Annotated in this window: 17 protein-coding genes; 12 read left to right on the top strand and 5 right to left on the bottom strand. The window is 57.9% G+C overall.

Annotation, left to right across the window (positions count from 1 at the left end):
* Positions 1–34 precede the first annotated feature (34 nt).
* Together BIND_RS10030 and BIND_RS10025 are read left to right on the top strand one after the other, a co-directional pair.
* A complete protein-coding gene (locus tag BIND_RS10030; RefSeq protein ID WP_012384961.1) occupies positions 35–511 on the top strand; it encodes a hypothetical protein in 477 nt (158 codons plus the stop codon).
* A 196-nt stretch (positions 512–707) separates the two neighbouring features.
* Positions 708–944 carry an Lrp/AsnC ligand binding domain-containing protein gene (locus BIND_RS10025; RefSeq protein ID WP_012384960.1) on the top strand — a complete coding sequence of 79 codons (237 nt, stop codon included), beginning with the start codon at positions 708–710 and terminating at the stop codon, positions 942–944.
* Positions 945–962: 18 nt separating this feature from the next.
* Here BIND_RS10025 and BIND_RS10020 read toward each other — a convergent pair whose 3' ends face one another.
* Together BIND_RS10020 and BIND_RS10015 are read right to left on the bottom strand one after the other, a co-directional pair.
* The gene (locus BIND_RS10020) at positions 963–1466 is read right to left on the bottom strand and encodes a DUF3016 domain-containing protein (RefSeq protein WP_012384959.1); all 504 of its coding nucleotides are present in this window, start codon (positions 1464–1466) and stop codon (positions 963–965) included.
* Positions 1467–1608: 142 nt separating this feature from the next.
* Positions 1609–2568, bottom strand: a complete 960-nt coding sequence (locus BIND_RS10015) for a glycine--tRNA ligase subunit alpha (protein WP_012384958.1) — start codon at positions 2566–2568, stop codon at positions 1609–1611.
* A 281-nt stretch (positions 2569–2849) separates the two neighbouring features.
* On the opposite strand from BIND_RS10015, the gene BIND_RS10010 reads away from it, so the two are divergent.
* Complete coding sequence (locus BIND_RS10010) at positions 2850–3152, top strand: hypothetical protein (RefSeq protein ID WP_012384957.1); 303 nt, start codon at positions 2850–2852, stop codon at positions 3150–3152.
* A gap of 122 nt (positions 3153–3274) precedes the next feature.
* Here BIND_RS10010 and BIND_RS10005 read toward each other — a convergent pair whose 3' ends face one another.
* The gene (locus BIND_RS10005; RefSeq protein ID WP_012384956.1) at positions 3275–4051 is read right to left on the bottom strand and encodes a tRNA1(Val) (adenine(37)-N6)-methyltransferase; all 777 of its coding nucleotides are present in this window, start codon (positions 4049–4051) and stop codon (positions 3275–3277) included.
* A gap of 71 nt (positions 4052–4122) precedes the next feature.
* On the opposite strand from BIND_RS10005, the gene otsB reads away from it, so the two are divergent.
* Together otsB and BIND_RS09995 are read left to right on the top strand one after the other, a co-directional pair.
* Entirely contained in the window at positions 4123–4908 is a 786-nt protein-coding gene (otsB, locus tag BIND_RS10000; RefSeq protein WP_012384955.1) for a trehalose-phosphatase, read from the top strand.
* A gap of 279 nt (positions 4909–5187) precedes the next feature.
* The gene (locus BIND_RS09995) at positions 5188–5475 is read left to right on the top strand and encodes a hypothetical protein (RefSeq protein ID WP_012384954.1); all 288 of its coding nucleotides are present in this window, start codon (positions 5188–5190) and stop codon (positions 5473–5475) included.
* A gap of 154 nt (positions 5476–5629) precedes the next feature.
* On the opposite strand, the gene BIND_RS09990 is transcribed toward BIND_RS09995, so the two are convergent.
* Both BIND_RS09990 and BIND_RS09985 read right to left on the bottom strand, forming a co-directional pair.
* Entirely contained in the window at positions 5630–10579 is a 4950-nt protein-coding gene (locus BIND_RS09990; RefSeq protein ID WP_012384953.1) for an AAA domain-containing protein, read from the bottom strand.
* A 175-nt stretch (positions 10580–10754) separates the two neighbouring features.
* Entirely contained in the window at positions 10755–11207 is a 453-nt protein-coding gene (locus tag BIND_RS09985; protein WP_012384952.1) for an RrF2 family transcriptional regulator, read from the bottom strand.
* Positions 11208–11284: 77 nt separating this feature from the next.
* On the opposite strand from BIND_RS09985, the gene hmpA reads away from it, so the two are divergent.
* The 7 genes from hmpA (at position 11285) to mobB (ending at position 23422) form a co-directional block, all read left to right on the top strand.
* Positions 11285–12496 carry an NO-inducible flavohemoprotein gene (gene hmpA / locus BIND_RS09980; protein ID WP_012384951.1) on the top strand — a complete coding sequence of 404 codons (1212 nt, stop codon included), beginning with the start codon at positions 11285–11287 and terminating at the stop codon, positions 12494–12496.
* Between the two features lie 364 nt (positions 12497–12860).
* A complete protein-coding gene (locus BIND_RS09975; protein WP_012384950.1) occupies positions 12861–14132 on the top strand; it encodes a nitrate/nitrite transporter in 1272 nt (423 codons plus the stop codon).
* A 186-nt stretch (positions 14133–14318) separates the two neighbouring features.
* Positions 14319–17219 (top strand): nitrite reductase large subunit NirB, encoded by a 2901-nt coding sequence (gene nirB, locus BIND_RS09970; RefSeq protein WP_012384949.1) that lies wholly within the window; start codon positions 14319–14321, stop codon positions 17217–17219.
* Between the two features lie 5 nt (positions 17220–17224).
* Positions 17225–21226, top strand: coding sequence for a bifunctional nitrate reductase/sulfite reductase flavoprotein subunit alpha (locus tag BIND_RS09965; RefSeq protein ID WP_041778025.1), 4002 nt, complete (start codon positions 17225–17227; stop codon positions 21224–21226).
* 8 nt (positions 21227–21234) lie between these two features.
* A complete protein-coding gene (locus BIND_RS09960) occupies positions 21235–21816 on the top strand; it encodes an ANTAR domain-containing response regulator (protein ID WP_012384947.1) in 582 nt (193 codons plus the stop codon).
* Positions 21813–22781 (top strand): CmpA/NrtA family ABC transporter substrate-binding protein, encoded by a 969-nt coding sequence (locus BIND_RS09955; protein ID WP_012384946.1) that lies wholly within the window; start codon positions 21813–21815, stop codon positions 22779–22781. Before BIND_RS09960 ends, BIND_RS09955 begins: the two co-directional genes overlap by 4 nt.
* Before the next feature lie 131 nt (positions 22782–22912).
* Positions 22913–23422 carry a molybdopterin-guanine dinucleotide biosynthesis protein B gene (mobB, locus tag BIND_RS09950; RefSeq protein ID WP_012384945.1) on the top strand — a complete coding sequence of 170 codons (510 nt, stop codon included), beginning with the start codon at positions 22913–22915 and terminating at the stop codon, positions 23420–23422.
* Positions 23423–23488: the final 66 nt, after the last annotated feature.

The raw sequence follows: 23488 nt of genomic DNA, 5'->3' as shown, positions 1-23488 counted from the left end.
TGGCTGTTAAATCGCCTCTACAGGATTTTCGTTGATGATTGTTTGGCAGCTGACGCTTTCGGAATTCATGGCCGGCCTGGGACAGGGGGAAGGCTACGCGAAAATAAATCCGTTCGATGATCTCATGGCGGGGCTCACGGCACCGGGCTGGGTCGTCGGGACGGAGACGATCATCGAGGAAGATCCGGAATTCGCCACGGCGCTCGCCAATCAGGCGGAGCCAACGCCGGCCAACCAGGTGCTCCTGCATAAAGAGGGCGATGGATGGAAACCGGTCGGCGCCTATATCGACGATAAGATTGCAATCATCGATGCCTTTCGCGGGCGTGATCCAAAGCTCTCGACCGATCTGATTCTGCGCTGCGCCGAGAACCGGCCGGTACCCGAAAGCCGGGACATGACGATCCCTGGCTTCAAAGCGTTCCTGCGCGCGCATTTCGCCGCCGTCGAGCGGGCAATTGGCGCTGGCCTCGATGTTCCAAAGAACGTATGTGAGGATTATGGCTTCTGAGAAGTCCGCTTTATGCTGATTGTGAGAGTCACGCGCCGCCCAATGTGATGTCTCTATCGAGCGTTGCAGACTATGATCCTTGTTTCTCCTCTTGAATTCTTGTCTTTCCGAGGCACTAGCAAAAATTCATCGCCGATTTGTCCTATTGGCGATGAAACGCAATCGCACCAGCAGATGTCAGGATCCAGCAGCGCCCATGCAGACCTTTTTTGTGGAGATCAAATGTGCGCTCGGGCGGACCTATGATGTCGCCAATGCTCTGGCTCAGGCGGAAATCGCCTCGGAAATTTATTCGATCGCCGGGCGTTATGACATTCTCGCCAAATTTTATGTCGGCCCTGATGTTGATATTGGTCGCTTCATCGGTGAGAACCTGCACGGCCTCGAAGGGATCGTGGATACGCGCACGATCATCACCTTCAAAGCGTTCTGAGCCTTTCGGGCTGATGCGTCATACGCCGGGCGGCGGACGCATCAGCCCGAAGCGATTGCGAAACCAATCCTTCAGCATCGCTTTTTCATATCCGAGGCGTTCGCTCGACAGGCGCCCCGCCGGATTCATCAAATAAGCCAGATCCGTGATCGTCTCATCGGCTTGAAGAATGACGCGCCCTTTTTGTTCCAGGGCGTAGTGGACCTTGAAACGTGGTGGTGTGTAGTCGCGCATGATGCGGACATCGTAACCATAGAAGCGCCAAGGTTCGAAATAACCGGCAAGGTCGATATCGAGCACGTCGAGTTTCAGGGTCTGACCGGGCTTGAGATAGGTGGCCCCGAGCTGTTCGAACGTCCGCTGAAACTGATTCAATGTGTCTTGCTGATACCAGGGACGATTACGGTCCAGATCGGTGTAATGCTCCGGGTTGACGAAGGTCACTTTGACAGCGGCGATTGCCGAGGCCTGGGCGAGGCATAAAGCCAAGGCGGCAAGCACGAGGGTTTTGGCGAGGCGCATCGACACTCTCTCTGCTCCAATCCCGTTTTAGAGGACCCCGCTGTCGTATTCCTGCGCCGAAGAGACAGTGCCCCGAGGTTGCTCGCCCAAAGATCGGCCGAGTGTTCCTCGAGGACGTCCCCTGATTTTTACTGTTCCGGCTTCAGAGGGCGCCGCCGCCGGCGGTCTTGAGCCATGCGGCGCCACAGGCCTTGGCGAGATCACGCACACGCAGAATATAGGACTGGCGTTCAGTCACGGAGATGACGCCGCGTGCATCGAGAAGATTAAAGAGATGTGAAGCCTTGATACATTGGTCATAGGCCGGCAGCACGAGGCCCTTGCCGGTTTTTTCAGCCTCGATCAGCAAAAGGCGGCAGGTCGCTTCGGCGTCCTTGAAATGCTGGAACAGGATTTCCGGGTTCGAGGCTTCGAAATTATAGCGGGAATATTCCTGCTCAGCCTGGAGGAATATATCACCATAGGTGACTTTTTCCTCGCCCTCGCGGCCATTGTAGTTGAGATCCATGATGCGATCGACATTTTGCAGATAGCAGGCAAGCCGTTCGAGACCATAGGTCAGTTCGCCCGAGACCGGTGCGCATTCGACGCCGGCGACCTGCTGAAAATAAGTGAATTGCGAGACTTCCATGCCGTCGCACCAGCATTCCCAACCAAGGCCCCAGGCGCCGAGCGTCGGGCTTTCCCAATCGTCTTCCACAAAACGGACGTCGTGCAAACGTGTATCGATCCCGATGGCTTGGAGCGAGCGCAAATAGAGGTCCTGGAGATCGGGCGGTGAGGGCTTCAGGACGACCTGGAACTGATAATAATGCTGCAGGCGATTGGGATTTTCGCCATAACGCCCATCCTTTGGCCGACGGCAGGGCTGGACATAGGCCGCCTTCCAGGGTTTCGGGCCAAGCGAGCGCAGAGTGGTTGCCGGATGAAACGTGCCCGCGCCCACTTCCATGTCATAGGGTTGCAAGATGACGCAGCCCTGGCTCGCCCAGAACCTTTGCAAGGTCAGGATCAGGCCTTGAAAGGAACGTGTCGGATCAAGGAAATCGATCCCTGCGGGCGCGGTCTCTGGATGGGGAGCGGGGGCGAGGGTAGAAGACATCAAGGCACCAGAAAACTGAAGCGTCATTCTCCATGGGCATAAACCATTGGCCATGGAAAGGCTGCACGATATGGCTCCTACAATGGCGGAGGCGTCTTGCCAAGCAAGGCGAGCGCGAGACAGGTCGATTGGCGGGGGACCGATCGAGCGCTGGACGGCATAAGAAGGGTTGGGCTCGCCATCAATCTCCTGGCCTATTTTCTGATTAAAGACATTGCGATAATGTCGTGGCATCTATCGCGCGACATCCCTGTCCCGGTCTCTTGCAGCAAGGAAACATGATGGGTTCGTTCAGAACGGTCATCGCGGGGGCGATCCTCGCTAGCGGCCTCATTGTGACGGGTGTTGCGCAGGCTGCCCCCTTGGCGGGCTTGTCTCAAGCGAGCGCGTCCTTGCAGGTCGAAGCCCCAAGGCTATCCATCGAGACCGTGTCTTACCACCATAGGAGGCACTGGCGATATCGTCACACTGCCTCCGCCGGCCATTTGCCGGCCTATCATTATTACCCGCGTGTCGTTGCCTCTCGGGATTTCTACTGGCGCCCCAATCATTGGAGCCCGATGTATCATCCCTTCTATTGGTAAAGCCGGGAAAGACCATAGCTGACGCTTGGTGGTTTTCTCAAGTTTCAATATTTTCAATAATATACGAAAATTTGAGAGTGTTCCAAGAGGCGATTTCTCGGACCACTCGTATAAAACAAGGTTCACGGCCAATCGATAAAGGCCGTGCCGCGATGGATGGCCTCGGCCTCGTCCGTGAACCGCCCCTGGTTTTGCAGGACGAGGGGAGGGGCGATGGCGAGGGGAGCGCGGCTGCCCTTGCGCGCGCGGATCAGCACACGCTTGGCGCAGGACTTGGGGCTTGTCTGTATCGGCAGGATGACGAGCGCTCCGGCGCGGCCCGCGCAGGCACCAATAATGGTGCCGAGCACCTCGGGGCGATGAATCATCAAGAACAGGCCATCTGCCGCCAGAAGGGCGAGGCTTGCCCCAATCCAGCGTTCGAGCGGCACGGGACCAGCGGCCTCCATCATCGCCGCTTGGCGGCGGCGGGCATCCTGCGGAGGACGCATGCAGGCTGGATCATAGAAGGGCGGATTGGTGATGACCATTTGCGCTGCTCCCTCTTTTAGGCCGGCCTCGCGGCGGGAGGCCGGCGACAGGAGATCGGCGACAAAAACGTGCCCGCGCTCCGCGAGCTGATTGAGATGCAGATTCTCAGCGGCGAGCTGGGCGGTGCCAGGCTCCCTTTCCACAAGCCCGATTGTGAGGTGAGGACGTTTGACGGCAAGCGCCAGACCCGCGGCGCCGACGCCCGCGCCGAGATCGAGTGCATGACCCTCGAAGTCGCCTGGGGCCGCCGCTGCAAGCAAAATGGCATCCGTGCCCGAGCGGTGCCCCTTGCGGGGTTGGCGCAGGACCAAAGCACCGTCGAGAAAACGGTCGGTCGTTGTTTCGCTATCGGATATGGTTTGAGTCATTCCGCCTCAAAATCAGCATGATCCAGCCCCATTATAAAAGTTGGCCCCGGCAGTCCCTTTGGACCTTGTTGATGCTCGAACCGACCGCACGAATCAAGGACACGACAATCAAGGACACGAAGCCTGCGGCAGAGCCCGGGCTGTGGAAGCTGATGCCTTGCAGCACCAGCGCCTTTTTCTTCGATGTCGATGGGACTTTGCTCGATATCAAGCCCCATCCGGCCGATGTTGTCGCGGATGCGGGTTTGAAAAGCCTTTTGCTCCAATTGGCCGCCAAAACCAAAGGGGCTTTGGCCCTGGTGAGCGGGCGCATGATCGAGGATATAGACCGGATCTTCGTGCCACTCGTGCTCCCAGCCGCAGGTCTTCACGGCGGGCAAATTCGTCTCTCCCAGACGGTTGAAATGCTGGCCTCGCGGCAAAATATTGATCTGGCAAGGCCAGAGGTGTCGGCCTTTGTCGATAAATTTCAAGGTCTCATGCTGGAAGACAAGGGGGCCACGCTTGCGATTCATTTTCGCCAATGCCCGGAACTTTCCGAAATCGTGCGCATTAGTGTCGAGGAATTAGCGTCAAGACACGGTTTGGAAGCACAGGAAGGTAAAATGGTGGTGGAGTTGAAGCCCTCTGCGTTCGACAAGGGTACCGCCATCACCAACTTTCTCACCGAGCCGCCTTTTTTCGGCCGGCGTCCGGTTTTCTTCGGGGATGATCTGACCGATGAAAAAGGGTTCGAGGCCGTTAATCGGGTTGGAGGGATTTCGGTTAAAATCGGGTCCTTCGAAACACCGACCAAAGCTCTCTATCGCCTTGCAGAGCCCTCCGCTCTTCGATGGCAAATCGAGCAGATGATTTAATGTGGACTTTGTCCCTTGAATCGCATGTTGCTTCAATTATACTGGGAATATTCGCAAATACTTCGTATCCAGTGCGTTAATTGATGATATCTTTGCCAATGCATTGGGTGGCGGTATACCGCCCAAGCAGAAGTTTGTTCTTAAGAATGGCGAAGCTGGATGGCAGGTCTAATTCTTGTCATGCGGTCTTTATATTTATAATTTACAATGAAGTCGGTTAAAAGGTCGACGGGCTCAATGATCGCCAGACAACCGCTTTCAATCGATTTGGGAGGAACCATGTCGTCGATTACGGAAATTCTGCGCAATTGTTCTCATGAAAAAGTCGCCCAGGCCGCGGTGGCATCACTGGGTTATGCCTTTGCGCGGAAGGTTGAGGCAGCGGCTTGTGCCAAGGGCATGTCGATTGGCCGTTTCACGGCAGAAACCGTGGGTGATTTTGAGCGCCATTCGGACCTCCAGGAGAAGGATGCTCTCGGTCAGGTGATGAAAAGGGCGGATCAGCCCATTCTGACCGGGTTGCATCATATTCTCGAGCCCGTTCTCGATCAGCGCGAGGCGAATTGATCTGTTTTGCAAGCCCTTACTAAAAGAGTGGGCTATTAGAGGACAGATCATCTGCGATAAAACGCCATTATCAGGGAACAGGCCACAATCAGCATTCTTGTTATACGTCTAACGGTCATAAAAGATGATCGTTAGACCGTTCTTGAAATTTCGCTTATGCGGCGCGTTTGTGCTGGACGATGAGCACAGGCCTCGCTCGTCCGCTTTCCTCGAACGCGATTTCCTCGTCTTCCACCGCTCCGAGGAGCTGACTTCCGAGTGGGGATCCGACCGAGAGGAAACCATTGGCATAATCCTCTTTGTCTTTCGTGATCGTGAAACTCATGGTCTTGTGATCATCCAGATATTGGATGATCACGCGATCACCTATTCGAATGCCTTCCGGAGAAGGAGGCTTCCCTTCAGAAGCATCCTCATGCTCAGTGTGTGCTTTGGGCGTGGAAGAGAGCGCGGTCTTACCGCCTGACCTCTGCTTGGGCGTAGCGGTCAGATGAAGCGTGAAGTTTCCAATCGGCCGTTCTTCATCGGTGGGACGGATGTTCAGCCGGTCCAATGTCTCGACCAGATCCATCATGCAACTGTCTGGATTGAGAACGAAACTCGAGGCCCAGCAGCGCCAGAACCGCCATCCTACGCGTTCAAGGATACGCTGTCGCCGCATGTCGTCGGACCAGCGTTCAGGCCCATGATATTTGTCGCCATCACATTCGATGGCCAATCGCTGGCCATTGGCACCCTCTACAACCAGATCGATACGATAGCCAAGCGCGCCGACCTGAGGCAGTACGCGATATCCGCGCTCCGTCAGGCGCTGGAACATATCACGCTCGAATTCTGATTCACACAGAGCTGCAAGATCTCCCTTGGGTGCCGATGCCTCTGCCATTGGATCGCGGAAGTGCCGAATAATGCGCGCCTTGAGATCTTCGTGTTTCAGCTCTTCCTCGTGGACTGACCTGACGAGGACCAGGCGATCGCGGGCACGCGACATCGCCACATTGAATCTCTGCTCGAATTGCGTTGCCGTTTGGGCCTGTTTATTGTTTGGATCGGCAATCATGGACAGAAAGATCACGTCTCGTTCATTGCCTTGGAATGTTGCGCTGTCGCCGCAAGCAATGTGATGACGCCTCATGATCTCCTCGCCCAGTTCCTCGAGGAGCAGCCGATTGATCAAGGCCGCTTGTTTGGCCCCTATGAGAGAGACGACGCCGATCGTCCGCCAGCGATTATGAGCCTCGATCCGTGCGAGCGCTGGCTCATTGATGATTGTGCGGATTTCCTCGACGATGACCTCAGCCTCACGAGGATTTTGCTTATCGCCGACGCGGCGCCCGTCGGGAACATAGATGTCGACCAGCGGAGGGTCCAGCCGCTCATGGGCATTGGGCACTCTGAGGGGCACCAGCGGTTCTGGATAGAAACCCATGGAAAAGCGAATGATCGGCTCGGCGCAGCGGAAATGTTCGCGCAGCATCACAAGCTTATCGGGGAACATGACCTTAGCCAGATCGTAGAGTGATGATCCGGGCAGAAGCAATGTCTTGAACGGTTGCTTTTGCAGAAAATTATGCTCCAGACGGTCCAGTTTGGCATTCTCGATAAAGGCGGCTGAGGGGCTCACCTGCTTGTCATCACCGACGACGAGAATTTTCTTGCCACGCAGCAACGCGGGCAGTTCCTTGATGTCGGATTGCGATGCCTCGTCCATGATCACAAGATCGAAGGATCCGATTTCGCCCGGCAATTGCTCGGCCACGCGCCATGTCGGCATGATCCAGCACGGGATCGCGCTGTAGCACTGAGCCATTGCGAGGCGGGCATCACGGCGGTGTCGCGCCGCGCCTTTCCCTGTTCCCTTGCCGATCTTGCGCAAGGCTGTGGTAAACATCATGAGGGCGCTGCGAACCGTACCCTTCATTGAACGGCCGAGTTCGTAGAAGGTTCTTGCCTTCACAAGGCGTTCGAAGGTGTTGCGCAAGTCGCTGTCGAGCCGGACGCGCTCTTCCGAAAGAGTCTGTAAACCGCCCCGATCATCAATGTGCATCAGATAGGCCTTGGCGGCGGCCCAGTCCCATGCGTCCCGCCAATCACCCGGCAGCAATGTGTCGGTTGCATCCACAAGGGGTTCCGTCCGCAATCGCTTCGCCCAACGGGAAGCACCGGCCGCCTCGATCGCGGCACTCACATCGCGCACGATCTGCATCTGCGTGGCATGCTGCTTCACATCAGCGATCTGGTTGCGGAGAGTCGACCATAGGCGCGAGATGTGATCGGGTTCGATCCTTTCAAGACCAATCGCATCGTTCAAGATATCGCGTGCGAGCTTTCCCAGTTTGCCAGAGGCGTCCGGGAACAAGGCCGTAAGTTTTGTCAGCTCGGCCTGTGCCTTGGCCAGATGTGTGGCTGCCGCAGCATTGCGCAGCGCGTCCTCAACGGCCGTCATCCGTTCCACGCTCGGCCATAGAGTTTGCGGCGAGGCGCCGTCAGCCATGATCACCGCAAAGGCAGAGCCCATAATGTCGAAGGCTTTCCTGGCCTCGATCAGGATCGCATCAAGATTGCCGACCAGATCCTCAAGGTCGCGGGCAGAGCCGACCGGCGGGGCTCCGATTTCCTCACCAAGCGCTCGCCAGCGCACGCTCAAGGCCGTAACCTGATCGCGCCAGACCAAATGATCGCGCACGTGTTGCCATTCATTGGCGTTCGCCGGCGCCAGTCCCCGCACCCTGATGCCTTCGATCAAGGGTTTGAAGCTCTTGGCTCGGAAGGAGAACAATCCGAAAACCTGTTCGCCAGCGGCAAGCTTCGTGACGAGAGCCGATGCGTCACCTGCGGATTGATCGAATCCAGCGGGCAATTCGACGGGCAGGGCGATATAGCGTTGACGCTGGTGGACGACTGGCCGGGCATCCTCGACGAATGCCTTGATCAGTGCGAGCAGGCTATCGGATTCATCACCTCGCAAGCTGCGATCCGCCAGCGCTTCGAGCCAGGAGATTGCCGCCGCGATGGGCTGGATGCGGCGCAAGGTCGCGAGCGCTTCGGCGGCTTTCATCGCGAGAGCGATATCAGACGGTGAGGTGAGGCGTATGCGGATCGAAGGGTCGCGTGCCGCGGCCTCGGCGAAGGTTTTTGATCGCACGAGATCCTCATGCAGCTTGGCCATGGCCTCGCCGCTGGGCAGATCCTCCACGGAGGGTAATGTGCAGCTAAGATGTTGGAGGCGCGGCCCCAAAACCGCGCGGGCCGCCCGCAGGCGGTCGATGGCTGCATCGGATGGGGCAAGATCGATCGAGGTGCCGGCCGGTCTATCCTCAAACCAATGGAAAGAGGTGCTGGCGGCGACGACTTTCCTGGCAAGTTCCGCCGGTTGGTGGCCGAACGCTGGCAAGAGCTGTGTGGTCGCAATCTGTGCAATCTTTTTGTCGGTTGCGGCGAGCTTTTCTCGCAAGCCCAAGACATGGGCCTCAAGGTCACGGATGAGCTTGTTTTGCTCATCGGGCCGGATGTCTTCGACGACGGATTGCAGCAGCCGGACCGCTGTTTCGAGCTGTTTCAAACCTTCCCGTTCGGTTGCCGTGACGCTGATTGCGAGATCGCGTATCCCCTCCGGAAGCTGGTCTCGCAGAACGGCAAGCGCCGGCTCACCATGCGAGACCACGAGCACGCGGTGGCCAAGCGCCATAGCATGGCAAATGATGTTTGAGATCGTATGGGTCTTGCCTGTTCCAGGAGGCCCTTGAACGACGACGCCATCAGATGCTTTCAGCCTTCTTATGATCTCGACTTGCTCGTCGTTGAAGGGCTTGGGAAAGAACAGGTCGCCAGCCTCGATGGTTGGCGAAGAGACGGTTTCACTGGCGGGAGATTCTCCGACATTATGGCTCAACGGCTTCCAGATGTCCGTCGTCGGCCCGTCTTGTGGCCCCATGACAAGGGTGCGCGCCGGTCCGGGCAAGGGGTTCGTATCTGTTCGAAGCTCGATCGATTGCTTAAGATTGTTGAGATCATTCAGCAGGAAACTATCCGAGCGGCGACGCGCGAAGATAACCCACCGGTCAGAGACAGTGAGGCGTGAGTCAGCCGGTGGAACCGGCTGCTCGGGCGCTAAAATAAGCGTGTCGGGCAGATAGACGCCTTCTGCATCGAGCTGGGTCTGACAAGCACGCAAGGTGGGTTCGAAGCTGTCACATTGGAAAGGCGAGATGCCTTCATCCTGATCCATTGTCGCGATCAGGCGCCGCGCCGCATCACGGGCAAGCGAGACCCCGGGGATGCCCATCGCATCGAAGGGGCGCAAGTTGACGCCGGCATCGGCGGCTTGGGAGCCAGTTTGCGAGCCGATCTTGATCTCGGTCCGTGGCCTGATCTTGATTGTGCCAGCGGCCTTCTCGTCGATCTCGATTTCGACGAGCCGCTCGATGAGCGGCAGATCGACTTCATGGCCATCACGCTTCCATCGCGTAAGACCGACACCCCATACGATTTCAAACGGATGATCGTTGGCACCCATTTCGGTGAGCTGCACGATCTCGAATAATTGTTGATAAAGGGCAAGCGATCGCCGGACGGGACGTTCGGCAATGGCCCAGGGCGTCCAGAGATTTTCGAGCCATTCGGTTGCAAGCCGCGAGATTTCCGGCCGGTCCTCGATGCGCAAACGAACATCCCAGAGCGGGATGTCGTCCTTGACCTTTTGCATCGAGACCGCGCAATCTTCCGCTCTCGCTTGGCCTGCACTGACCAGCGCGCCGCGCTCCTTCTCGGTCACGGTCCTCAGTAGAAATGAGCGAATAACCGGTAACGCGTCGGGATCAGGCGAAACATCAATCCATTCCTTGGCTTCTTCCGGTGGCGCTGGCGGCGCACTGCGTCGAAGACGTTCGGCTGCAAGCCAAATCGGGCCATCATCATCGATGAGATTCAGCGTGATCCCGGGAAGGGCATGCAGTTCGTGCTGATGCAGAACAAACGATCGACCATTTGGCAGGCGATGTTCACCCAGCCGCTTCGCGACATTTTCGTCCAGCCGGACGAGTTCCTCGATATAATCGAGGAGAGAAGCGAGCCGCGCGGCTGCCGTGTCGGGTAATGCTGTCATGATCCAATCGACAAAGAGCCGGAAATTAAAAGCTTATCGGCAAAGTCCCCCACAATGATCCGATCGTCAAGCCAGGGCAAAAGGACACCAAAAGCCTCGCACAGGCTTGGCCATTCTGGCTCCTGACTCTTGGAGGTTCACGCTGGAACAGGCCATGAGGCTCTTTTCTTGATCCTTACGACGATGGTGTCAGCAGTCTCATAATCTGCGCCCGATCAGGGCTGGAAAGCAGATCGGCGAGCGTATAGCGCTGAAGAACGGCCAGGAACGCAGCCAGGGCTTCTCCTAATATGGATTGCAAGCCGCAATAGCCGGTCAGAACGCAGGCCTCGTGATCTTTTGCCTGCTGAAAACAGGCGACAATGGCCATGTCTTCTTCGGTATAGCGCACAACGTCATCAAGCCGGATTTTATCCGGTGCGCGAGCGAGGCGGAGACCGCCGCCGCGACCGCGGGTGGTTTCTATAAATCCGTCTGGGCGGCCCAGTTTCTGGATCACCTTCATGAGATGATTTTCCGAAATGCCATAGGCATCGGCGATTTCGTGGATCGACACCCGGCGCTCCTGGTGAAGGCCGAGAAAAATCAATGTCCGTAAGGCATAATCGGTGTGCAGGGTCAGGCGCATGGATAAGATGTACCATCTTTACATCTTATTTCCAGAGGTTATAAGAGGTATATTGTTTACCCCTTATAGGAGCGATCATGGCCGAGCCTCTTTCTCCAGAAACCATTGCCCTCATCAAGGCGACAGTGCCGGCGCTGGAAGCGCATGGCCTGGACATTACGAGGGAAATGTATGCGCGCTTGCTGCAGAACCCGGCCATTAAATCCCTCTTCAACCAGTCCCATCAAGGCGATGGTGCGCAGCCTCGGGCTCTTGCCATGGCGGTTTTGGCCTATGCCAAGAATATCGATAATCTTGGCATGCTGGCTGGCGCCGCCGTCGAACGCATTGCTCAGAAACATGTCGGCCTGAACATTCTGGCGGAACATTATCCTTATGTGGGAGAGGCTTTGATCGGCGCGATCCGGGCGGTTCTTGGCGACGCCGCCACACCGGAGATTATCGACGCCTGGGGCAAGGCCTATTGGTTTCTCGCTGATCTGCTCATCGGCCGCGAGAAGCAGATTTATGACGCGCATGAACAAGCGCCGGGCGGCTGGACCGGCTGGCGGGACTTTACCATCGCGCGCCGTATAGACGAAAGCGACACCATCACATCCTTCGAACTGGCTCCCTCGGATGGCAAGGAGGTTCTCCGGCATCGGCCGGGCCAATATCTGAGCTTTGCTTTCGATCTTGCGGACAAGGGATCCTTCCGCCGTAATTACAGCATTTCTTCCGCGCCTAGCCAGGAGAGCTATCGGATCAGTGTCAAACGTGCCGACCAGGGAAAAATATCGAACTGGCTGCATGATGAGGGGAAGATCGGCGTCACGCTGAAGGTCTCGGCACCAGCCGGAGAATTCGCGCTGCCAGCTTCGGAAACATGCCCGCTCGTTCTGTTGAGCGGGGGCGTCGGGCTGACACCGATGATCAGCATGCTGGAGGATCTTGCGCAAACGGATTCGCAAGTGCCTGTGCGGTTCATCCATGCCACACATTCAGGCGCGACCCATGCGTTTGGAGCGCGTGTGCGTGCCCTGTCGGACGCTTCGAAAGGGCGTATTCGTCCGACGATTTTCTACAGTGCGCCGCGTCTCGAGGATGAAATTGGCGTCGCTTATGACAAAGCCGGTCATGTGACCGCCGCCTGGTTGCGCGCCGAAATGCCGGAAGATGCGGATTATTATGTCTGTGGCCCGCATGAATTTCAGCGTGATCTCATCAGTGGCCTGCGTGCATCGGGAGTTGCCGATGCGCGGATTCATTATGAATTTTTCGGTCCCACCGATGAATTTCTGACCAGCTGAGATGGGAAGGGTATAAAAGGCGCATTCCGAACAAAGACTGTTGGCATTCTTACAGGCAGTCTGCATAATAATACATCAGAACCCCCAAGGCGCTTGCCGTCTTGGGGGTATTTTTTGCCCTTGGAATGGCAGGCATAATATTTGCTTTAATGTCGGCGTGCCGGGAAGAATGGGCCGCATGTCTCTTTGACGGCGGCTCCAATGAATGTCCAAATTTTGCTCGGTTCACGCGCCTATTCAACGGTGGATGGGTGTGGTGCGGGCTGAAAAGCCTTTGTGACGAACTGGTGGGTCAACGGCGGCCTGCTTGGCCCCAAGGGGCGACGATGGAACTGGAGTACTTCCTCGTCATCGGATCAGACCTATGGATAGAGGTTTTCTGAAAGCAGGGCATCTGCCGACACTCTTTGCCGCCTTTCTCTATTTTGACATTTCCTTCATGGTTTGGGTGCTGCTGGGTCCGCTCGGGATCTCGATAGCGCAGGACCTCCATCTCAATCCCGCTCAAAAAGGCTTCATGGTCGCGACACCCGTTCTGGCGGGCGCCTTTTTGCGTGTTGTGCTGGGGGCGTTGGTCGATCGCTTCGGCGCCCGCGCTGTCGGTATTGGAGCCCAGATCGTTGTCATTCTGGGGCTCGTTACGACGTGGCTGATCGCGCCGCATTCCTATGAATATATGTTTGTGCTGGCTCTGGTGCTCGGCCTCGCGGGTGCGTCCTTCGCGGTCGCCTTGCCTTTGGCTTCGTCCTGGTATCCGCCCAAATATCAGGGCACGGCTTTGGGGATTGCCGGTGCGGGTAATTCCGGCACGGCGGTGGCCGCCTTGTTCGCGCCGGGCCTTGCCGTCCTTTATGGCTGGCTGAATGTGATCGGTCTGGCGGCGATACCGCTTGTCATCGTGCTGGTCATCTTTATCGCGCTCGCAAAAGACTCTCCGAAACGTCCCCCAGCGCGTCCGCTTTCGGCCTGGTTGCCTCTTCTGCGGCAGGCCGATTGTTGGTGGTTCATGTTTTTCTACAGCGTCACTTTCGGCGGCTTCGTCGGGCTTGCAGCTTCGTTGACGATCTATTTCAACGATCAATATGGGTTGCCGCCGGCCATGGCTGGCCTGTGTACGGCGCTGATTGTTTTCGCCGGTTCGTTTGTCCGGCCGGTCGGTGGCGTGATTGCTGATCGCGTGGGCGGTGTCCGGGCTCTGGTTGTCTTCTATGCCGTGGCGGCCATTGTTTTCGCCATTGTGGCTGCCGGGCTCCCTTCGATCTGGCTGGCCATGCCGGTTTTTATTCTCGGCATGCTGGCTTTGGGTATGGGCAATGGGGCGGTCTTCCAGCTCGTGCCGCAACATTTCAGTCATGCCATTGGAATTATGACTGGATTGGTGGGGATGAGTGGCGGCGTCGGCGGCTTCTATTTAGCTTCGTCGCTGGGCGCCGCGCGGCAGCTCACCGGTTCCTATGGCGCGGGCTTTCTGTTGTTCAGCCTGCTGGCCGTGGCTGCTCTCTTGGGCATCCTCTATTGCCAGCGCCGTTGGCGCGTCACCTCCTCGGTTGAAGAACAAGTTGGAGAGATCGGGGAAGTCGCGGGGACGCGTAAGGCATCTGTGTATCTCGCTGTCCCGTTTGCAACTCTAGCCTGATTTTCTGAAAAGCCACGTCTCCCATCAAGAGACTGTCACGTCTTGTGTGTGCGTGCCCGATCCTGTTCGGGTTCGCCCCACCGTATGGGGCCATTGCGCGGGCTGGCGATCCGGCCGCCGACGCAGATCATTGAATCAAAGTTCTGGCCATGGACGATTGTCCCATCTGCCTGGAGGTCTCAATATATGACCGAACGTAATCATCGCGAGAAGATCATGGTCGTCGGCAATGGCATGGTCGGCCATCATTTTGTTGAGCAATTGGTCGCGCATGATCTGCACGAGCGTTTTGACATTCATGTCTTCGGCGCGGAACTGCATCATGCCTATGATCGTGTGCACTTGTCCGAATATATGGCCGGTCAGGACGCCAGGGCGTTACAATTGCACCAGGATGATTTCCATGCCGCCCATGGCGTAACATTGCATCTTGGGATTCATGTTCGTTCGATCGACCGGGAAAAAAGGCAGATCGTCACGGGCGAGGGGGATTTTTCCTACACGACTTTGGTCCTGGCGACAGGGTCCTTTCCTTTCGTCCCGCCTGTGCCGGGGAATGTCGGAACGGCTGGTCTCGTCTATCGCACGCTTAAAGATCTGGACATGATCCGCGCGGCCGCGCAAGGCGCATCGCATGGTGTCGTCATAGGTGGCGGCCTTTTGGGGCTTGAGGCGGCGAACGCACTCAAATTGCTCGGTTTGGCGGTCGATGTCGTTGAATTCGCGCCGCGTCTGATGCCGGTGCAGCTTGATGACGAGGGTGGCCGGGCCTTGCGGCATCGCATCGAGGCTTTGGGCATTGGCGTGCGCACCGCCCATGCCACGCAAGAGATCGTTCCCGGCACATCGCGCCGTCACCGTCTCGTTTTCTCCGACGGCACATGTCTGGAAACCGATCTGGTGGTCTTCTCCGCCGGTATCCGCCCGCAAGATGCGCTGGCGCGGGACTGTGGGCTGACACTCGGCACCCGGGGCGGCATCGCGATCGATGATCATTGTCGCACCTCCGATCCCTCGATCATGGCCGTGGGCGAATGTGCCGCTTGGCGGGATCAGACGTTCGGTCTCGTCGCGCCGGGTTATACGATGGCCCGGACAGCAGCCGCTGTGCTGGCGGGCGAGGAGGCGGCTTTCACGGGCGCCGACATGTCCACTAAGCTGAAACTGCTCGGCGTCGATGTCGGATCGATCGGCGATGCTCATGGCACCGCGCCTGGTTCGGCGAGCTATCGTTTCATCGGCGAGGCGGATGGCAGCTATCGGCGGCTGGTGCTCTCGGCCGATGGCAAATGTGTTACCGGCGCGATCCTGGTCGGTGACAACAGCTATTATGATACGATCCTGCAATATGTGCAGAATGGCATTCGCCCGCCTGCGGACCCTGCCGCGTTGATCCTGCCGCAAGGGGACGGCGCGTCGCTTTTGGGCGCGGACGCCTTGCCGGCGACAGCCACCATCTGCTCCTGTCATAATGTCACCAAGGGCATGATCTGCGAGGCCATCGATGGAGGGTGCGGCGATCTCGCTAGCCTCAAAAAGTCGACAAAGGCCAGCACCGGATGCGGTGGCTGCGCCAGCCTGTTGAAACAAGTGTTCGAAGGCGAACTGACCGCGCGCGGTGTCGTAGTCGATCATAGCCTGTGCGAACATTTTTCCTATACGCGGCAGGAACTTTATTCCCTGGTCAGGGTCCATGAAATCAAGACATTCGAAGAGCTGATGGCACGCTATGGCAATGGCGGGCTCGGCTGCGATATTTGTAAGCCGAGTGTCGCCTCTATTCTGGCGTCGGCCTGGAACGAACCGATTACCGATCCTGCTTACATTCCTTTGCAGGATACGAACGATACGTTCATGGCCAATATGCAGAAGAATGGTACTTATTCAGTGGTGCCGCGGATCGCGGGCGGCGAGATCACGCCCGAAAAGCTGATCGTACTCGGGCAGGTCGCCCAGAAATATGGTCTTTATACCAAGATTACCGGTGGTCAGCGTATTGATCTCTTCGGCGCGCAATTGCATCAATTACCGGATATCTGGGGTGAATTGCTCGCCGCTGGATTCGAGACCGGACACGCCTATGGGAAATCGACGCGCACCGTGAAATCCTGCGTCGGCAGTACGTGGTGCCGTTATGGCGTCCAGGATAGTGTTGCGAGGGCACTCGATCTCGAAAACCGCTACAAGGGTCTGCGCTCCCCGCACAAATTGAAATTCGCGGTTTCTGGCTGCACACGTGAATGCGCCGAGGCTCAGAGCAAGGATGTTGGCGTAATCGCCACGGAAGTTGGCTGGAATCTCTATGTCTGCGGCAATGGGGGAATGCGCCCGCGCCATGCCGAACTCTTCGCGATCGATCTCGATTTCGAAACTTTGGTGAAATATATCGACCGCTTCTTGATGTTCTATATCCGGACCGCTGACAGGCTGCAGCGCACCGCTGCCTGGCGTGAAAATCTTGAAGGCGGGCTGGATTATCTGCGCGATGTCATCATCAACGACTCGCTTGGCATCTGTGATGAATTGGAGCGCCAGATGCAGGCGGTGGTGGACAGCTATCGCTGCGAATGGCGCGATGTGTTGACGGATGAGGACAAGCTCAAGCGTTTCCGGACTTTCGTCAATGATTCCCGGTCCGATCCGAATGTCCGCGTAGTGCCCGAGCGCGATCAGGTGAAGCCGGCCGACAATCTGCCGGACGCTGTGCCTGACTATGCAGGGCCTGCCGACTGGACATCGGTCTGCGGCATTGGCGACCTTGTGGCCAATTCAGGTGTGGTTGCCTGGCAGGATGGCGCACAAGTGGCTTTGTTCTATCTGCCAAATGGCGCGCCGGGACAGAACGGCGAGCCCATGGTCTATGCCGTCGATAATCATGATCCGTTCTCCAATGCCAATGTGATTGGACGCGGCATTGTCGGTGATCTCAAGGGGCATCTCGTCATTGCTTCACCTCTATACAAGCAGCATTTCCGTCTGGTCGATGGTGTCTGTCTCGAAGATGAAGGCAAGCGCTTGCGGACCTGGGATGCGCGATTGCGCGATGGCCAAGTGGAAATTCGCGGCCGCGCGCCTGTTATGGTGTAAGGGCGATGGCACGCAGAAATATCCGTTCCGTCTGTCCGTATTGCGGGGTCGGTTGCGGAATTGTCATGGAAGTCGAGGATGATCGCATCACCCGTATTCGTGGGGATGCGGATCATCCCGCCAATGGCGGCAGGCTGTGTACCAAGGGCAGTTCCTGCGATAAGCCGATTGCCTCACCCGCGCGTCTAACCGCGGCCTTGCGGCGTCCGACGCGACGGGGTGCGGTGGAAACCATGCCCATGAGCGTGGCAATCGATGCAATTGCCTCGAAACTGCACGCTCTCATGGAGACGCATGGTCCTGATTCCATTGCGCTCTATGTCTCTGGCCAGATGTCGCTGGAAGCGCAATATCTGGCCAATAAACTGGCCAAGGGTTTCATCCGCACGCAGCATATCGAATCCAATTCGCGCTTGTGCATGGCGAGTGCGGGGACCGGCTATAAATTGTCTCTCGGCGCCGATGCACCGCCCGGCAGCTATGAGGATTTCGACTGCACCGATCTGTTTTTTGTGATCGGCGCGAATATGGCCGATTGTCACCCGATCCTGTTTTTGCGTTTGCTCGACCGCAAGCGAGCGGGAGCCAAACTGATCGTGGTTGATCCGCGTCGGACGGCGACGGCGGACAAGGCGGATTTGTTTCTGCAGATCCGCCCAGGCACTGATCTCGCGTTGTTAAATGGGCTTTTGCATATCCTGGTTCGCGAGGGTGCGATCGACAAGCGTTTCATTGCCGCTTGCACGACAGGCTGGGACGCGATGCCGGAATTCCTCGCTGCCTACACGCCCGAGCGTGTTGTGGAACTGACAGGACTCGCCCGTGATGATATCGAGACGGCGGCGCGGTGGATCGCCGAGGCGCAGGCCTGGATGAGTCTGTGGACCATGGGACTCAACCAGAGTGTCATGGGGACCTGGCACACAAACGCATTATGTAACCTGCATCTCGCCACGGGTGCCATCTGCCGCCCCGGTGCGGGACCCTTTTCTTTGACGGGTCAGCCTAATGCCATGGGCGGGCGGGAAATGGGCTATATGGGTCCCGGTCTGCCGGGACAGCGCGTGGTCACCGTAGCCGAGGACCGTGTTTTTGCCGAGGCGCAATGGTCGCTGCCGCAGGGAATGATCCGGGAGGATGCGGGCCTTGGCACGATCGGCATGTTTGACGCTATGGCGCGTGGCGAGATCCGCGCCTGCTGGATTATCTGCACCAATCCGGTGGCGACCGTCGCGCATCGCAGCCACGTGATCGAGGCGCTGGAACGCGCTGAGCTGGTGGTTGTGCAGGATGCCTTTGCCGATAGCGAAACCGCGGCCTTTGCCGATATTCTCCTGCCGGGCGCCTTGTGGGCGGAAGGGGATGGCGTGCAGGTCTCTTCCGACCGGACATTGACCCTGGCCCGCCAGGCCGTACCGCCGCCGGGTGAGGCCATGGCGGATTGGGAGATCATTGCCCGCATCGCCCGAGCCATGGGCTTTGGTGATGCCTTTGCCTATGAAACTGCAGGGGATGTGTTTGCCGAGCTTAGTTGCTTCGCCAATCCGAGGACTGGTTATGATGTGAGCGGCGTCAGCCATGAAAGGCTGCGCGAGGGACCGGTGCAATGGCCTTGCCCGCCGGGCGATACAGATCAGCGTCATCCGATCCGCTATATCAATCCTGCGCAGGAACCGGTCGAGGGACGCGGCGCGCCCTGGCCGACTTTCGCGAGGCCGGATGGCAAGGCTGCCTTTTATGCACGCCCGTTCATGCCGCCGGAAGAACAGCCTCGCGATGCTTATCCTTTTCTGCTGAATACGGGCCGTCTGCAGCATCAATGGCATACGCTGACCAAGACCGGGCGGGTCGAGGGATTGAACCGTCTCAATTCCGGTCCCTTTATCGAACTTCACCCAGACGATGCTCAAAGCCTGTGTGTACGCGAGGGGGAGGGTGTGCGTATCCGCTCGCCGCGTGGCGAGGCCGTTCTGCCAGCCCGTCTCTCCGACCGTGTCGCTCCGGGGAGCTGTTTCGCCCCGTTTCACTGGAATGATCGTTTCGGTGACGAACTGGCCGTGAATGCGCTGACATCCGATGCGGTGGATCCGGTTTCTCTTCAGCCCGGCTTCAAATTATGTGCCGTGCATCTTGAAGGCCTGCCTCCGGCAATGGGGCATAATAGTGCCTTGAAAGCATCGCCGGAGCAAACCGACAGGAAGGTTGATGTGAAGATTGAAGCGTTGGCCCGGCTTCTTGATGTCTCGCTGACGGCGCCGGCTGATTTTTCCGATGAGGCGCGTCTCTGGCTTGGCGGCTTCCTGGCGGGTGTCGCGGCGGAAGATTCTGTGGCTGGGACGGAAGTGCCTGTTGTGCCGGAGAAAGCGCCGCTTGACCTGTCGCAAAGATTGTTCGTGAACGGCATGCTGGCCGGTCTCTTTTCACGGTCGCGGTCCGCACAAGCCGTGATCCCGCAACCCGCTGCCATCAAGATCTGGTGGGCCTCGCAGACCGGACGGGCGGAGGCTTTGGCGGGGCAGGTGGCTCAATGGTTGACGGAGGCGGGCAGGGCGGTGGTTTGCGCCAGTCTGGAAACCTGCCGCGCCAAGGATCTCGAAAAAGGTTTGGCCCTGTTCGTCGTCTCGACCTTCGGGGATGGTGACGCCCCCGATAATGGCGCGGCGTTCTGGAACATGCTGCGCGCCCGGAAAGATCGGTTCGAGGAATTGTCCTATGCCGTTTTGGCGCTGGGCGATTCCTCTTATGCCAGTTTTTGTGGTTTCGGCCGTGCGCTGGATGAGCGCTTGGACGCCCTGGGGGCAAAGCCCGTTCTGGCCCGCATCGATTGCGAAGCCGATTATGAAGAGGATGTCGAGGCGTGGCGTAGCCAACTTCTCACCCATCTCTCCGATCAAGGCGTGAAAGAGCAAAGCAGCCAGCCGGAGCGAGGGGCTGGAAAGGTCGCGGAAAAGGCGGCCTCAAACAAGGAAGTGCCAAGCCGGGATCACCCGGCCACGGCGCGCCTCTGCCTCAACCAGCGTCTCACCGGCGCAGATTCCGACAAGGATACGCGATTGATCGGTTTCGATCTTTCCGGGACGGGGCTGACTTACGAACCGGGCGATGCGCTTGGGGTCTGGCCGGTTCACGATGATGCGGCGGTCGAGAGTGTATTGAAAAGCCTTGGTCTGCCTGAGGATACACCTTTGTCGCTGCGTGGCCAGAGTGAGATCGGGCTCAAGGAGGCGCTGCGTCGGCGGCTGGATCTGTCGCGTCCAACGCCGGCTCTCCTGGAGCGCCTGGGGAGGCCGGAAGGTGGGCATGTGCTTGATTTGCTCCGCGATGTCCGGCTTGAGGTCTCGCCGGCGGAGGTTCCCGTCCTGTTTCGCAAGATGCAGCCGCGTCTCTATTCGATCGCGTCCTCGCCTGAGGTTCATCCGCATGAAGTCCATCTGACCGTTGGCGTGGCGCGGGGCGAGCATCCCGGTGTCTGTTCCACCTTCCTCGCCGATCGGGCGCAAGAGTGTGGCGTCGCGGTTTTTGTGCAGGCGTCGGTTCATTTTCATTTGCCGCAGGATCCTGGCGTGCCGATCATCATGATCGGACCGGGGACCGGCATAGCGCCGTTTCGGGGTTTTCTTCAGCATCGCCAGGCGAAGGCCGCTCAAGGCGGAAACTGGTTGTTTTTCGGAGAGCGGCACGTCGCGTCCGATTTCTACTATCACGAGGAACTGGCAGGGTTCATGGTCTCGCGCTGCCTGACGCGGCTCGATACGGCTTTTTCGCGTGATCAGGCGGAGCGTGTCTATGTGCAAGACAAGATGATGGCGGCAGGCGCCGATGTCTGGCAATGGCTTGAGGATGGAGCCTATGTCTATGTCTGCGGCGACGCCGCGCATATGGCTCGTGACGTGGACGCCACTTTGCGGCGCATCGTGGCGCGGCATGGCAATATGGCCGATGAACGCGCGGATGATTATATATCGAAACTCTCCCAAGCTGGGCGTTATCGGCGTGATGTCTATTGAGGCGCGGAATGAGGATTCTGCTGGCGGATGAAAACCGTGGCCGCGCGCGTGCCTTGTCGGATATTTTCGCGGGTGATCCGTCTCTTGAATTGGTGCGGCTCGTTCCTGGACAATCCCTGATCGATGCCGTTTCCCTCCATGGTCCAGATGTCGTTCTGGTCGATATTTCACGGCCTGATCGTGATGCACTCGATAGTGTGCGCGCTCTGGCCGTGTCCGGCTCAAGGCGTCCGGTCGTGCTCTTCGTCGATGAGGATGATACGGATTTGATGGAGGCTGCCTTTGAGGCAGGTGTATGCTCTTATAATGTCGTAGATACGCCTCCGAAGGATGTGAAGCCGCTGCTGCGGGCGGCGATCGCGCTTTATGATCGTTTCCGCCGCACGGAGGATGAATTGCGCGTGGCGCAGCAACAGCTCTCGGATCGTGCGACGGTCGATCGTGCGAAGGCGGTCTTGATGCGGACGAACCGGATGAGCGAGCCCGAGGCCTATCGCTGGCTGCGGCGGCGGGCCATGGATCAGGCGAGGAAATTGGCCGACGTGGCGGAAGATTATCTTCGTACAAGTTCAGAAGGTCACGAAGGATGAGCGGACTTCCCATTCGTATCGGACTGTTGCGTCTGGCTGATAGCGCGCCGGTCCTCGTGGCGCACCGCTTCGGGCTTTTTCAGGCGGCTGGGATCGAAGCCCAGATTTCGGTGGAGCCCTCCTGGGCCAATCTCGCCGATAAGCTGACCTGGGGCGCGCTCGATGCCGCGATCATGTTTCCGCCACTGGCCTTGGCCACGGCGGCGGGGCAGCGTGGGCGCAGGGTCGGTCTTCATATCGCCGCCGCGCTGAGCCGGGGTGGCAATATGATCGTGCTGCGAGGGATGAGGCCCGATGACATGAGCCGGCCTTTTGGCGACAATGCGCGGCGGCAAATCTTTGACAGCTGGAAGCAACGGCTTGGCCGCATGCCGCGTCTCGCGGTCGTCCATATTTTCTCGACCCACAATCTGATCCTGCGCCGTTTTCTAGCCTCGATCGATATCGATCCCGATCATGCCGTGGAAACCCTTGTCATGCCGCCGGATCAGATGGTCACGGCATTGGCGCGCCAAGAGATCGATGGATTTTGTGCCGGTCCGCCTTGGGGGGCCGAAGCCTGTCTCGATAGACTTGGGTTCATGATCGCGGGATCGGCGGATGTGGTGCCCGGCCATATCGAGAAATGCCTGATCGTCTCGCAAAATTGGCTGGATAGAGGGTCAACAGGGCTGTCTCTTCTTCAAACCGTAATATCAGAGGGCATTCATCTCTGTAACGATCAAGAGCGCCAGCATGAAATTGCTCAATTGCTGGCCACGGATGTCGCGCATGGCGGTCTTGGCCTGCCGCTCGCCGCGACCCTTTCCGTCATGCCCAGCGGTGAGGGGCTTGAACGAATGGAATTTTGTTCTTCCCTGACAGTATCCGATGCGGATCTCGCCTGGTGTGTCAGTGACATGCAGCGTTTGGACTGGCTTTCGCGGGAGCAGAATGGAGATTTGCTTGTGAAGAAGAGCGCCTAACCCGATCGTTCCGATGATCGGATCTCATGCCGTGGTGTTGCTTCTTTCTGAGCGAGAACATTCCTCGTTCATTCGGATGCATGAGCGATGCTATAAGCCTTTTTATCACGGCACCATAAAGCGGCGTCCTCATGAGCTTTCCTAAGGTGATGGGTATTATCGGCCGGAGTGGGTCGGGAAAAACGACGCTGATCGCCCGCCTGATCCCGGCGCTTTGCGCGCGCGGCTATAGAGTGTCGACGCTCAAACATGCCCATCATGGCTTCGATATTGATCGCCCTGGCAAGGACTCCTTCATTCATCGGTCGGCTGGCGCTTTTGAAGTGATGCTGATCTCCAACCAGCGCTGGGTGCTGATGCATGAACAGGATGCGGAGCAAAAGTTCGATCTGCGGGAATTGATCGGCCGCCTTGCGCCGGTCGATTTCGTTTTGGTCGAGGGATTTCATGCGCTTGTGCCCCAATCCATCGAGGTTTATCGGCCTGCCATCGGCAAAGACGCCTTGTTTCCGTCTCAGCCCGGTATCATCGCGGTTGCGAGTGAAGATCCAATGATTTTCCCAGGTTCCATTCGTTCTCTTTCTTTGCAGGATATTGACGCGATCGCGGAAATGGTCATCAACGAGGCGCGAGCGCTTTGACATTCAAAACGGAATGATGACCGCTGGCTGACCGTTCGGCTGGTTCCGCCTGTTTTAGAAAGAGCA

Source organism: Beijerinckia indica subsp. indica ATCC 9039 (genome assembly GCF_000019845.1).
GTDB classification, from domain to species: domain Bacteria; phylum Pseudomonadota; class Alphaproteobacteria; order Rhizobiales; family Beijerinckiaceae; genus Beijerinckia; species Beijerinckia indica.
Note: the sequence above shows the minus strand (reverse complement) of the source record. Positions and strands in the feature narration are given on the sequence as shown.